Raw genomic sequence first — 12,372 nt, forward strand, 5'->3', positions numbered from 1 at the left:
TATGGCAGAAAAAAAAGTTAACCGTCAGATCCTGGAATTTGAAAAACCGCTGATCGAGCTCTACGATAAACTGGAAAAGCTCAAAGCAATGAGCGAATCTGGTAAATTTGACATGACTGAAGAGGTCAAACTGATGGAAAAACGGATCGACACGGTCCGCCAGCAGATCTTTGCCAACCTAAACCCCAGCCAGATCGTCCAGGTTGCCCGCTTTATCCAGCGGCCAACCGCGCTTGACTACTTTGGAAGCATCTTTGATGATTTTATCGAACTGCACGGCGACCGTAATTTTGGCGACGACCCGGCGATCGTAGGCGGGATAGCGACCCTGGACGGCCGCTCCGTAGTCGTTATGGGCCACCAAAAAGGGCACTCGACCAAAGAAAACATTGCCCGTAATTTTGGCACCGCTCATCCTGAAGGGTATCGAAAAGCCTTGCGTCTCATGAGACTGGCTGAGCGTTACAATAAACCGGTCATTTCTCTTATCGACACTCCAGGCGCTTATCCCGGCGTAGGCGCCGAAGAGCGGGGCCAGGCGGAAGCGATCGCAAAAAACCTGCGGGAAATGACCGAGCTGAACGTCCCGTTTGTCGCGGTCATTACCGGTGAAGGGGGTTCGGGTGGAGCTCTGGGGATCGCCATGGGGAACCGGGTCCTGATGCTGGAGTTCGCCATCTACTCGGTCATCAGCCCGGAAGGGTGCGCCTCGATCCTTTTCCGCGATGCCAAACGGGCCAACGAAGCGGCGATCGCCATGAAAATCACTTCCAAGGATATGATCGAGCTTGGTATAATTGACGAGATCATCAAGGAACCCCCCGGCGGCGCCCACCAGGACCCAAAGCTTGCCGCAAAAAATCTGAAATCTGCTATAATAAAGAACCTGAATCCACTGCTTTCCCTCTCCGCGAGGGAACTGATCGCGGATCGTTACAATAAATACCGTAAAATGGGGATCTTTAACGACTGATTTGTGCCGCTGTGGTGGAACTGGCAGACGCGCCTGACTCAAAATCAGGTGGGGTTAACCCCCGTGTCGGTTCGATTCCGACCAGCGGCATTTTATAAATAAAAATTGGTTATGACCAGGTGGCGGAACTGGCAGACGCACCAGCTTCAGGTGCTGGCGAGGTCACACTCGTGGAGGTTCAAATCCTCTCCTGGGCATTCCAATTTTTTATTGACAAAACAAAAGGAGTATTGTATAATAAGTTTTGTTGAGAGGCCTCTTCTTTTTTGAGTCCTAACAATTTTTCTATGTATTTCCAATTTCTCAATAAACAAACCAGCACCACAATATATCTCAAGGAGGATAATAATGGATATTGTTGAATTAGAAGGTAAGACCCTGCCCCAGCTTTACGAAATTGCCAAAGGACTTGATCTCCCAAATTACCGCCAATTAAAAAAACACGATCTGGTTTTCAAAATTCTAGAAGCGCAAACCCAAAAGAACGGGTTTATGTTCGCTAAGGGAGTCCTGGAGATCCTGCCGGAGAACTATGGCTTCCTGCGAACCGGAGGCTACCTCCCCAGCCGAGAAGATGTCTACGTTTCCCAGACCCAGATTCGCCGTTTTGACATGATGAACGGCGATTACGTCACCGGTCAGGTCCGGCCTCCCAAGGAAGGGGAAAAATATTACAGCCTGCTGAAGATCGAAGCGATCAACGGGGTTAACCCGGAAACGGCCCGCGACCGGGTCCCGTTCGAACACCTCACCCCGATCTTCCCGAACGAGCGTTTCACCCTGGAGCATCCCGACGCTTCGATCACTTCCCGCCTGATCGACATGATCGCCCCAATTGGCATGGGACAACGCGCGCTAATCGTTTCTCCCCCCAAGGCTGGTAAAACAACCGTGCTGAAAAACATCGCCAACAGTATTACCGCGAATTTTCCGGAAGCCTTGATCAAGGTCTTGCTGGTCGACGAGCGGCCGGAAGAAGTAACCGACATGCAGCGCTCGGTCAAAGGAGAAGTTGTCGCTTCAACCTTTGACGAACCGCCGGAGGATCACATCCGGATCGCCGAGCTTCTGCTGGAATCATGCAAACGTCAGGTTGAAGAAGGGAAAAATGTGGTGATCCTGCTGGATTCGATCACCCGTTTAGCCCGCGCCTATAACCTGGTCACCCCGCCATCGGGCCGCACCCTTTCCGGCGGCCTTGATCCGACCTGCCTCCACAGGCCAAAGCGATTTTTCGGCGCCGCCCGCAATATTGAAGAAGGAGGCTCTCTGACGATCATCGCCACTGCCCTGGTTGATACCGGCTCCAGAATGGACGATATCATTTACGAAGAATTTAAGGGGACCGGCAACATGGAGCTCCACCTCAACAGAAAGCTCGCTGAACGAAGAATTTTCCCGGCAATTGACGTCCGGCTCTCGGGAACCCGCCGCGAAGAGCTCTTGATGGAAGAAAAAGACCTTAAGAAAATGTGGCTCCTGCGCAAGGTTATGGACAGCTACGAGACCGTTGAAGCTACCGAGCAGCTGATCGAAAGGCTGAAGGAATTTAAGACCAACAAACAGTTCTACGATTCTGCCGACGTCAAGAAGTAGCTTGACCCTGTTTGGGGCGTGGGCTACTATTGACCTATGTTCACGATCGAAGAGATCATTAAGCTCGTTCCCGACTCGCGGATCGAAGGTCCGGTCGCGCGCGGCTTCACCTCCATATCCACTGATTCTCGAAAGACAGGTCCGGGCCAGCTTTTTATCCCCATCAAAGGGGTAAAATATGACGGCTATAAATTTATTCCGGAAGCCCTAAAACGCGGAGCGTCCGCCCTCTTTGTCAACAACGGCTTAAAGGCGCTGCAAATCCTGGCCACCTATCACCGCGACAAATTCAAGATCCCGTTCGTCGGCGTAACCGGTTCATCCGGTAAAACAACGACTAAAGACATGCTCGCCTCGATCCTGGCCCAGGAAAAGCAGGTCCTCAAGAACGAAGGGAATTTCAACAATGAGATCGGGGTCCCCCTCACCCTTTTGAACCTGACCAATAAACACCAGGTCGCGGTCATTGAAATGGGGATGCGGGGTTTTGGCGAGATCCGGGAACTGGCAGAGATGGTCAGGCCAAAGATCGCGATCGTCACCAACATTGGCGAATCGCACCTGGCCCATCTCAAGACCAAAAAGAACATCGCCAGAGCAAAAGCGGAGATCTTTGACTTTCTGCGGCGGACCGATTACGCCGTCATCAACCAGGACGACGAATACTTTGAGCATTTAAAAGAACGAGCGCGAACGAGCGGAGCAAAGGTCATCACATTCGGCGTCCTGGAAAGATCAGATGTCGGGACAAAAGAGCTCCTGGGGATCGATCTCCCCGTACCGGGCGAGCACAACATTTACAATGCCCTGGCGGCGATCGCCGCCGCCAGGATCCTGAAGATCAAACGCTCGTCGATCGTCAAAGGACTTTCTACCGTTCCTCTTTCGAGCCGCCGGATGCACGTTTTCAATTACCCGGACCGGACCAAAATAATTGACGACACCTATAACGCCAATCCTCAGTCAATGGCGGCGGCGCTCAAGACGATCGGCGGCATGTCCGGCCGCAAGATCGCCGTGCTGGGAAGCATGCTCGAACTTGGGCGCCGGACAAACACGGCGCATCGTCAGGCGCTTGCTCTGGCACGAAAACAAAAAGTTGACCACATTTTTACGTTTGGCGACTATTGGCCCAAATCTGCCAATCATTATAATGATAAGACTAAGCTAATAAAAATGCTAAAGAAATTAATCAAGCCGCGTGATATAATTTTAATCAAGGGTTCGCGCGGCATGAAGATGGAAGATGTCGTGGAAGCCCTGAACTGATGGTGCCTGGGTGGTGGAATTGGCATACACGTACGCTTGAGGTGCGTATGTCGAAAGACTTAAGGGTTCGACTCCCTTCCCAGGCATTTTCTTATGTTGACTTACGCAAGCTTTTTGCTTATGATTACGACAAATGTTTGGGGAGGAGCGATGACTATCCAATTATCTCAAATAGACGGCGCAGAAACCGCGACGCTAAATACCCCCTCAACTAACCAGCCAAGCAGCGATAATACTTTTGAAGAAAAACTCAAGAAAGAAAAAGACCGGCTCGGGCTTCTCTATTCCCCATTTGCCCAGATCCCCAATATGTTCGGCTATCTGCCGGCCGGTGAAACAAATTTCATGGGAAACGAACATCTTTTAGATCGTTCTTCCAGGACCGAGGAAACAGCTTCTTCTTATCGCTCAACTAACGGATCCTTTCAATCATCGCCAGCAAATCAACCTCTGAGGGGGGAATTTATCGACCCGACCCAAACTCCCCGCCAGCAAACAATCAATTCCCTGCAGGAGTTGCTGACAAAAACAGACTGGCTGGTCCCCAATCTTGAAGCCAGCCAGCAATTTTACCAGGCTTTTCTGGCGGGAAAGCTTCAGCCGAACTTTGACCTTCAATCGCTGGTCGACCAGATCGCCGACCAGCTTGCCGTTGTTAAAACCAAAGGGAAAACCGAACTGTCACTGACCCTCAAACCGCCTGAGCTGGGGAACATTCTTCTTACCCTCTCCTATCATCAAGGGGTGCTTTCGGTCCAGATCATGGCCCAGGCGGAAACCAAACGACTGATCGATGAAAGCCGGGACGACCTTGAAGCCGCCTTAAAAAAGGCGCACATCGAATTTGACCGGATTGAAATCAAGGAGGTAGAACAACATGGGCGGAATGTTTGATATTATCACTTCTGCTAAGGGAGCGATCGGCTCCTATAATGAAGCGCTTAGGATCCACTCTCTCAACATCGCCAACATGCAGGTCCCGGGCTATAAAAATCTTACTACTTCATTCCAGTCTGTTTTTGAACAGGTGTTAAATCGCGGAACGGCGGCTGATGGGGATACCGGCGGGACCAATCCAAAACAGCTTGGCCAGGGGGTCACGCTTAGCGGGATCACCGTTGATTTTTCCAAGGGAGAAATGACTGAAGGGACCAATATATCGCTCGGCATAGGAAGCAGCAACGGGATGTTCATTGTTTCTCCGGACGGCGGGAATCGAATGCTCTACACCCGGTCCGGCGACTTTAAGTTCGACGACAATCGAAACCTTACCTCTAACGGTATGCAGGTTTACGGGCTTGATGCCAGCGGAAAAGTTGTCCCGATCTCCGGCCTCCCAAGCGGCAATGTTGATGATTACGAGTGGAAAGAAGACGGCGTTCTATATTATCAGGGGGTTAGCACCGGCTACCAGATCGCCCTGACCTATTTCGCCAATCCCGGCGGATTGGCCCAGGCACAGGGGACCTCTTTTGAGCAGACCCTGGCCTCCGGTGATCCGGCCACCGCAACCGGTCCTGGCGGCGCGGTTGGCTCCGTTCTGCCAAAGCAAGTCGAGCAGTCAAACGTTTTTTATCTGGCTGAAACCATCGATACCCTGGAGATCCAGCGGGCAATGAGCGGCAACCTGAACATGGTCAAAATGGCCTCTGACGTAATTAACAGTTTTATCCAGAAGTTAGGATAAGGAGTAAATGGCTGACAGAGCTAAGACCGAAATAAGTTCGCAAAAGATCTCGATCAAACTGCCGCCGGCGATCGGCGATTGGACGACGTACCGTCCGGCTAAAACCCTGGGTAAAAAAGTAAAATCCGGTCTGTTTGGCTTTGACCGGCTTGCCAAGCATGAATTAAATCTTTTTCTTAAGATCCATTACCATTTTATGGAAGCCATGTTCCTCAAGCTCCGCCGTGAATTGGGGATCGGGATCGAATTCTACTCCTGCTGGGCGGAGCAGACCACTTATTTGAACTTTTTACGCACCCTATCCGGCCATGTCGCCCAGCTGACGCTGAACATTCCGGGGATCCATGAAAATATCCAGGCAATTATCGATCTGGGAGTGGCCAACTCGATCGTTAACCACTCAATGGGAAGCCGCGACCTTGAACCATTGGGGCGCGGATTGACCGAAGCGGAAGGCGAGGTCCTGAAGATCGCTCTGGCCAATTATCTGCCACTATTTGCCAGAGAGTTCGGCCAGGTGTTCAACACTCCCGAACTTTCCTTGTTAAGCTCACCGGACATTATCCTTGATCCGGCGGTAAATCCGACTTCAACATTCATCTCCTTCTCGGCCGATGTTTCTTTTAATGATAATCCGACCGGCCGGATAGTTTTTGGCTACCAGGCCGCGACCGCCAAGACCCTGATCAAGCTTTTTGAAAGCCGTGAATTCCAAAAAGAGCTGAATATCGACCGGCTTCCAAACGCGATTTTGCGAAAGATCAGTATCCCGATCTCGGCAACACTGGGAGAAACAACTCTCTCCCCCACCGATCTTGATTCACTGGAACCTGGAGATGTTATTGCTCTAGACACCAGCATCAAATCAGCGATCATCGTAAAACTGGGCCAGCATCTACGCCTGCTTGCCCAGGCCGGCAATTTGAAGGCTAAAAAAGCGATCCGCCTGGTCGGTTTTGAAGAAGACGAGGTTGTGATCATGCCTCCATTGGCTATAGACAGCGAGGAAGAGCAAGAACCGGCCAATGAAGTTGAAACTATGGAGCGGCCGGAAGAAACAGCGCAAACCGAAGAAACAACCCCGGTCGAACATTATGCGGAAGAGCCGGTCCAGGAAACGATTGGCACAGAAGATGAATTCAGTCTGACCGATGAAGACCTGAAAGACTCGTTTGCCGAAGATGAACTTGAAGAAACCGGTAGTCAAGGCAGCGAATTTGATGATAATATAAACAGGGGGGAATGAAATGGACTTAAAGAACGTTAAATTCCAGGAACTGGCCGAGAACAAGGGGGAACGCTTTGAATCACGGGTCATGGGCGATATCCCGATCGGCGTTACTGTTGAACTTGGCAACGCGGAACTTTCCCTTAAAGAGATCTTAGAACTTTCGGAAGGGTCGATCATTGAGCTCAACCGCCTGGCAGGCGAGCCCCTCGACCTCAAGGTTGGCGGCCAGCTGGTCGCCCAGGGAGAAGTGGTCGCCGTTGACGATTGCTACGGCTTGAGGATCACCAACGTGGTGATGAAATGACCGCGGAACCGCTGGTCATGCATAGTTCGCCGATCATCACTATTGGCTACGTCATCCAGGTATTTTTATCGCTGGGAATTGTTCTTGCCATAATTTTTGTCGCCGCCCGGTTTGTCCTTCCCCGCTTTAAAATAAGCGCCCCCGGAAAGATGATCCAGGTCCTGGATCGGATCGTTTTGGAGCCGCAAGTCTCCGCCTATGTTCTGAAAGCCGGAAAAAGATCGTGGCTGGTGGTCATTAGCAATAAACAGATCGCCAAGATCGACGAGGTTGAAGGAGCACCAGCGACTTAAATGAAACTATCCTGGCGTTTTGGTTCCTTGCTGCCGCTGGTCTTTATTCTGGCCCTACCCGCCCTCGCGCAGGCCAGGCCAGCCGTTAACCTTGATCTCCGGCAGATCATGGCGGCGCCTCAGTTCAGCAACAGCATTCAAATGATCATTGCCCTATCGCTCATCTCGCTGGTCCCTTTTTTCCTGATCTCGGTCACCGCTTTCCTGCGGATAATCATTGTCTTCTCCCTGCTTCGGACCGCGATAGGCACCCAGCAGGTCCCTCCCAATACGGTCGTTATTTCCCTGGCCCTTTTTATGACCGTTTTTGTAATGTCCCCAGTCTGGCAGGAGGTCAATACCAAAGCCTTTACCCCTTATAATGAGGGAAAGATCTCTATGGAAAAAGCGGTCGATCTTGGCATGAAGCCGATCAATCAATTTATGCTCCGTCAAACCAGGGAAAAAGACCTGGCCCTATTTGTACAATTCGCCAAGATCCCGATCCCCAAGACCCCGGACCAGATCCCCAGTTATGTTCTAATACCCGCTTTTATGATCTCGGAACTAAAGACCGCTTTTCAGATCGGTTTTCTGCTCTTTATCCCTTTTATTATCATTGATCTGGTTGTCTCCAACATCCTGCTTTCGCTTGGTATGTTCATGCTCTCTCCGGTCATGATCTCCCTCCCTTTCAAGATCTTATTGTTCGTCCTGGTCGACGGGTGGGGCTTGATCGTCCGCGGGTTGTTGCTGAGCTTTAGGTAGCCATGAATCAAGATCTGGTCACTCAAATCTTATATCAGGGGGTCATTGTTTGCCTGCTGGTCTCGCTGCCGGCGATCGGAGTAGGTCTGCTGGTCGGCTTTACGATCAGTCTTTTCCAGGCGGTGACCCAGATCCAGGAACAAACCTTGACCTTTGTCCCAAAAGTCATCGCGGTCCTTTTAATGATCGTCTTTACCTCCCCCTGGATAGTCTCAATGTTGACCGATTTTACGATCACCCTTTGGAGCTCTATCCCTAACATGGTCCAATGATCATTCCTCTCGACGTAATCATGGTCTTTTTTCTGGTCATGGCCAGGATCACCGGTATCTTTATCCAGGCCCCGGTCTTAAGCGCCAGGAGCTTTCCAGCCTTTGGCAAGACCGCGCTGGTCATCTGGGCCTCGTTTGTATTGCTTTACGTTATCCCGCTTAACCAGTCGCTCCCGACTTCGCTCCTGGGTTTTATTTTGGCCCTGATCCTGGAGATCGGCATTGGTTACACCATTGGATTTATTTGTAATATTCTTTTCCTGGCGATCCAGGCGGCCGGCGAGTTAATGGACACCCAAATGGGACTTTCGGTCGCGTCGGCTCTTGACCCTGTTTTTGGCGCCCAGATCTCGGTTATCGGCCGCACGACCTTTATGCTCGCTTTGACCGTTTTTTTGATCTTTGACGGCCACCATATGATCTTGTCGGCCTTAAATCAAAGTTTTACGGTCATTCCAGCCGGTAAAGTCCCTAATTTTGCCAGTCCTGACCTGATGATGCAAATGATCTCTCTGGGGAGCGCCTTGTGGCTCTCGGCGGTCAAGCTGGCCTCGCCGATCATCCTAATGATCTTTCTGACCGATTTTGCTTTTGGGATCGTTTCCCGGGTCGCCCCGCAAGTCAACGTTTTCCAGCTTGGTTTCCAGCTCAAACCGGTCGTTGGCCTTTTTGGCATTTCCCTCGTCGCCCCCTTCCTGGTAAGATATATCTCAAAGCTTATCGAAGTCATTGGCTTTGAACTGATCAAATTCCTGCAATTTATAAAGTGAGGCAATTATGGGTGAAGGCGGAGATAAAACAGAAGAACCAACTCCTCATCGCCTTAGAGAGGCGAGGGAAAAGGGGCAGGTCGCGAAAAGCCGGGAAGTAACTACCGCCGTTCTGTTGCTTCTTTCATACTATGTCCTGCGCTGGCTGGGAGAATTCATGTTTAAGAACCTGGCCGAAGTCACCCAGGCAATCCTGCAACTGATCCCCGAAGCCAAAGAATTCAATATGGGTTTTGCCGGATATGTGCTGCTGCTCGGTTTACGAGCGGTCCTTTTTGTACTTGGCCCCATCTTTGGTATAACTTTTATCGGTTCTTTCCTGGCGGAGGCGGCCCAGACCGGCTTTGTCTTTTCCGGTGAAGCGTTGACCCCAAAACTGGAAAAATTAAACCCGCTTGAAGGGTTCAAGAAAATGTTCGGCATGCAGGGGATCGTCGAACTGATAAAATCGATCTTAAAGATCGTCGTCGTTTTTTATATCGCCTGGTCAGCCATGAAGGACGATTTCCCTTATATTATAGTCCTGATGGAAACCCATCCCTGGCAGGCGCTGACCCTTGGAGGGACCATCGCTTACCGGATAGCGATCCGCGTCGGGATGTTCTACATTATCATCGCTTTATTTGATTATTTTTACCGCCGCTGGGAATATATGCGCAATTTAAAGATGACCAAGCAGGAGATCAAAGAAGAATATAAGCGCCTGGAGGGAGATCCCCAGGTCAAGCAGAGGATCCGCGATCTCCAGCGGCAGGCGGCCCACCAGCGGATGATGGGCTCGGTCCCTCAGGCCGATGTGGTAGTCACCAACCCGACCCATATCGCGGTCGCGCTCAAATATGATACCGCCAGGATGAAAGCACCGGTCGTCCTGGCCAAAGGAGAAAGAAAGAACGCCGAAGCGATCCGTAATCTGGCCGAAGCGCACGAGATCACGATAGTTGAGAACGTCGAATTAGCCAGGTCTCTGTATAAAACGGTCAAGGTCAACCAAGAGGTCCCGGCCGACCTATACCAGGCGGTCGCCGAGGTCTTAGCATACGTCTACAAGATCAGAAAAGAGAGGAAAGAACGACGGAAGGCTTCTCTTGCCCTCTCTCCCCGATAGGTATATAATCAAGCAGAATTATGGCAGCGCCAGGCATTGGAATAAAAGATCTTCGAAGCCTCTTTTCAATAAACGATTTCCTCTTGGCGGGATCAATTGTCATAACCCTGGCTTTGATGCTCCTCCCCCTGCCGACCTTTGTGGTCGATATGTTGTTCACTTTTAGCATTGCCATGGCCCTAACCTTGCTGCTTGTCGCCATGTACCTGAAAGAACCGCTTGAATTGGCCTCGTTCCCTTCGCTTCTGCTGATCATTACCGTTTTTCGCCTGGGGTTAAACATTGCCGCGACCAGGCTGATCCTGACCCAGGCTTACGCCGGCCAGGTGGTACAAGCCTTCGGCAATTTTGTCGTCGGCGGCAATTATATCGTCGGGGTAATCATCTTTGGGATCATTACCATTGTTCAGTTCGTGGTCATTACCAAAGGGTCTGAAAGAGTCGCTGAAGTCGCCGCCCGTTTTACCCTTGATGCCATGCCCGGCAAACAAATGTCGATCGACGCCGACCTTAACGCCGGCCTGATCGACGCGACCGAGGCACGCAACCGCCGCCGTAAGATCGAACGCGAAGCGACCTTCTTTGGCAGCATGGATGGTTCCAACAAATTTGTTCGCGGCGATTCGATCGCCGGCATTATTATTGTTCTGGTCAATATTTTAGGGGGGGTACTGGTTGGCTGGCTTACGCTGGGTATGGCCCCTATGGACGCTTTGTCGACTTACGCACTGCTTACTATCGGCGCCGGTCTGGTCATCCAGGTCAGCGCCTTGCTGATCTCAATCGCCACCGGCCTGATCATCACAAAATCGGCCTCTGAAACAAGCCTGGGGAATGACGTTTCAGCACAATTATTTGGCCAACCCCGCGCCCTGGCCTTTGTCACGATCATCCTCGGTTTATTTGCCATTATCCCGGGCATGCCGACCATTCCTTTCATGACCATGGCGCTCGCTTCCGGTGTTTTTGCCCTGATCCTGATGCAAAAACAGAGCGCCAAAGACGAAGCTAAAGTCGTCACCGAAGAGGTCTCGGCCAAAGATGTCCTAAAGAAGCCGGAAAGCATTCTGGGAACGCTCGGCCTTGATCCTCTGTCGCTCAAGACCGGCCGCAACCTGATCCCGCTGATCGATCCGACCCAACGCGGACCCCTGCTGGAAAGGATCACCCTGATCCGCTACAACATTGGCCAGGAACTTGGGTTTGTTATTCCCGGAGTCAGGGTCATGGACGATCTTAGCCTTCCACCCAACCAATATGTCGTAGAGATCCGGGGGACCAAGGTTTCGATGGGCGAAGCCTTTTTAGGCAATCATCGGGTCGATATGCCTCTCGCCCAGATCAAAGCCAACAAACTGACCGGAACAGAGTCCCGCGATCCGCTCAACAACGACCTGGTAACCTGGGTGCCGGACGAAAATCTGCCAGAGATCCAAAAGATCGGGCTGGTCGCCAAACCGCCGGTTGATGTGATCTCCGATCACTTTTCCGAGGTCATCAAGCGATATGCCGACGAGATCATGACCCGCCAGAACGTCCAGTCACTGATCGAACTTGTAAAAAACACCAATGCCGCCATCGTTCGCGAACTTATCCCTGATCTGCTTTCCTTAGGTCAGGTCCACAAGGTCTTGCAGCTCCTGGTCAGGGAACGGGTCTCGATCCGCGACCTGTCAACGATCCTGGAACGGCTGGCCGACTACGCCCACCTTTCCCGGGACATCAACATCCTGACCGAATATGTCCGGCAATCGCTCGCGCGGCAGATCTGTGAAGCTTATACCGATAAAGACAATATCATTACCGTAGTCACGATCGATCCAGGTCTGGAAGAAACGCTGGTTGGGGCCATCCACCAGTCGGAATACGGCTCCTTCCTGGCGGTCGATCCAAACGTCGGCGAAAAGATCCTGGTCCAGATCTCCGGGCATATCAACAACTTCAAGCGACTCAAACTAAAACCGGTCATTCTTTGTTCGCCCCGGTTGCGCCCTCACTTCAAACGCTTTATCGAAAGAAGCTTTCCGGACATCGCGGTCCTCTCTTATAACGAGATCGTCCCGCAGGTCAAGGTCCAGTCGATCGGAATGATCTCGGTCGAATGACCCGATAGTTTACTTTT

13 protein-coding genes and 3 tRNA genes are annotated in these 12,372 nt (G+C 51.5%); all 16 read left to right on the forward strand.

Features of this window, described 5'->3' with window-relative positions:
• Window position 1 precedes the first annotated feature (1 nt).
• The 16 genes from KKF06_04285 to KKF06_04360 all read left to right on the forward strand — a co-directional run bounded on the left by KKF06_04285 (window position 2) and on the right by KKF06_04360 (window position 12,355).
• Window positions 2-973: an acetyl-CoA carboxylase carboxyltransferase subunit alpha gene (locus KKF06_04285; protein MBU1616987.1), complete on the forward strand. Its 972-nt coding sequence runs from the start codon at window positions 2-4 to the stop codon at window positions 971-973.
• 5 nt (window positions 974-978) lie between these two features.
• Window positions 979-1,063: transfer RNA gene (locus KKF06_04290), tRNA-Leu, on the forward strand.
• Window positions 1,064-1,088: 25 nt separating this feature from the next.
• Window positions 1,089-1,170, forward strand: a tRNA-Leu gene (locus KKF06_04295).
• 151 nt (window positions 1,171-1,321) lie between these two features.
• The gene (rho, locus tag KKF06_04300) at window positions 1,322-2,569 is read left to right on the forward strand and encodes a transcription termination factor Rho (GenBank protein MBU1616988.1); all 1,248 of its coding nucleotides are present in this window, start codon (window positions 1,322-1,324) and stop codon (window positions 2,567-2,569) included.
• A gap of 36 nt (window positions 2,570-2,605) precedes the next feature.
• Window positions 2,606-3,838, forward strand: a complete 1,233-nt coding sequence (locus KKF06_04305) for a UDP-N-acetylmuramoyl-tripeptide--D-alanyl-D-alanine ligase (protein ID MBU1616989.1) — start codon at window positions 2,606-2,608, stop codon at window positions 3,836-3,838.
• Window positions 3,839-3,842: 4 nt separating this feature from the next.
• Window positions 3,843-3,924: transfer RNA gene (locus tag KKF06_04310), tRNA-Leu, on the forward strand.
• Between the two features lie 64 nt (window positions 3,925-3,988).
• Entirely contained in the window at window positions 3,989-4,732 is a 744-nt protein-coding gene (locus tag KKF06_04315) for a flagellar hook-length control protein FliK (protein ID MBU1616990.1), read from the forward strand.
• Window positions 4,716-5,525, forward strand: coding sequence for a hypothetical protein (locus KKF06_04320; GenBank protein MBU1616991.1), 810 nt, complete (start codon window positions 4,716-4,718; stop codon window positions 5,523-5,525). Before KKF06_04315 ends, KKF06_04320 begins: the two co-directional genes overlap by 17 nt.
• Window positions 5,526-5,532: 7 nt before the next feature.
• Window positions 5,533-6,771, forward strand: a complete 1,239-nt coding sequence (locus KKF06_04325; GenBank protein ID MBU1616992.1) for a FliM/FliN family flagellar motor switch protein — start codon at window positions 5,533-5,535, stop codon at window positions 6,769-6,771.
• A 70-nt stretch (window positions 6,772-6,841) separates the two neighbouring features.
• On the forward strand, window positions 6,842-7,060 hold the full coding sequence (gene fliN / locus KKF06_04330) for a flagellar motor switch protein FliN (protein ID MBU1616993.1): 219 nt from the start codon (window positions 6,842-6,844) through the stop codon (window positions 7,058-7,060).
• Entirely contained in the window at window positions 7,057-7,353 is a 297-nt protein-coding gene (locus tag KKF06_04335; GenBank protein ID MBU1616994.1) for a hypothetical protein, read from the forward strand. The genes fliN and KKF06_04335 overlap by 4 nt, the downstream gene beginning before the upstream one ends.
• Window positions 7,354-8,100 (forward strand): flagellar type III secretion system pore protein FliP, encoded by a 747-nt coding sequence (gene fliP, locus KKF06_04340; protein MBU1616995.1) that lies wholly within the window; start codon window positions 7,354-7,356, stop codon window positions 8,098-8,100.
• 2 nt (window positions 8,101-8,102) lie between these two features.
• Window positions 8,103-8,372, forward strand: coding sequence for a flagellar biosynthesis protein FliQ (fliQ, locus tag KKF06_04345; GenBank protein ID MBU1616996.1), 270 nt, complete (start codon window positions 8,103-8,105; stop codon window positions 8,370-8,372).
• Window positions 8,369-9,142, forward strand: coding sequence for a flagellar biosynthetic protein FliR (locus KKF06_04350; protein ID MBU1616997.1), 774 nt, complete (start codon window positions 8,369-8,371; stop codon window positions 9,140-9,142). The genes fliQ and KKF06_04350 overlap by 4 nt, the downstream gene beginning before the upstream one ends.
• A 7-nt stretch (window positions 9,143-9,149) precedes the next feature.
• Entirely contained in the window at window positions 9,150-10,250 is a 1,101-nt protein-coding gene (gene flhB / locus KKF06_04355) for a flagellar biosynthesis protein FlhB (protein MBU1616998.1), read from the forward strand.
• 20 nt (window positions 10,251-10,270) lie between these two features.
• Window positions 10,271-12,355, forward strand: coding sequence for a flagellar biosynthesis protein FlhA (locus KKF06_04360; GenBank protein MBU1616999.1), 2,085 nt, complete (start codon window positions 10,271-10,273; stop codon window positions 12,353-12,355).
• Window positions 12,356-12,372 lie beyond the last annotated feature (17 nt).

The organism is Candidatus Margulisiibacteriota bacterium (genome assembly GCA_018822365.1).
In the GTDB taxonomy this organism is placed as follows: Bacteria; Margulisbacteria; WOR-1; order O2-12-FULL-45-9; family XYB2-FULL-48-7; genus XYB2-FULL-45-9.

What these genes read in the sequence shown, in the direction of transcription:
- KKF06_04285 (MBU1616987.1), top strand. Translation starts at nt 2, where the DNA reads ATGGCAGAAAAAAAAGTTAACCGTCAGATCCTGGAATTTGAAAAACCG.
- rho (MBU1616988.1), top strand. Translation starts at nt 1,322, where the DNA reads ATGGATATTGTTGAATTAGAAGGTAAGACCCTGCCCCAGCTTTACGAA.
- KKF06_04305 (MBU1616989.1), top strand. Translation starts at nt 2,606, where the DNA reads ATGTTCACGATCGAAGAGATCATTAAGCTCGTTCCCGACTCGCGGATC.
- KKF06_04315 (MBU1616990.1), top strand. Translation starts at nt 3,989, where the DNA reads ATGACTATCCAATTATCTCAAATAGACGGCGCAGAAACCGCGACGCTA.
- KKF06_04320 (MBU1616991.1), top strand. Translation starts at nt 4,716, where the DNA reads ATGGGCGGAATGTTTGATATTATCACTTCTGCTAAGGGAGCGATCGGC.
- KKF06_04325 (MBU1616992.1), top strand. Translation starts at nt 5,533, where the DNA reads ATGGCTGACAGAGCTAAGACCGAAATAAGTTCGCAAAAGATCTCGATC.
- fliN (MBU1616993.1), top strand. Translation starts at nt 6,842, where the DNA reads ATGGGCGATATCCCGATCGGCGTTACTGTTGAACTTGGCAACGCGGAA.
- KKF06_04335 (MBU1616994.1), top strand. Translation starts at nt 7,057, where the DNA reads ATGACCGCGGAACCGCTGGTCATGCATAGTTCGCCGATCATCACTATT.
- fliP (MBU1616995.1), top strand. Translation starts at nt 7,354, where the DNA reads ATGAAACTATCCTGGCGTTTTGGTTCCTTGCTGCCGCTGGTCTTTATT.
- fliQ (MBU1616996.1), top strand. Translation starts at nt 8,103, where the DNA reads ATGAATCAAGATCTGGTCACTCAAATCTTATATCAGGGGGTCATTGTT.
- KKF06_04350 (MBU1616997.1), top strand. Translation starts at nt 8,369, where the DNA reads ATGATCATTCCTCTCGACGTAATCATGGTCTTTTTTCTGGTCATGGCC.
- flhB (MBU1616998.1), top strand. Translation starts at nt 9,150, where the DNA reads ATGGGTGAAGGCGGAGATAAAACAGAAGAACCAACTCCTCATCGCCTT.
- KKF06_04360 (MBU1616999.1), top strand. Translation starts at nt 10,271, where the DNA reads ATGGCAGCGCCAGGCATTGGAATAAAAGATCTTCGAAGCCTCTTTTCA.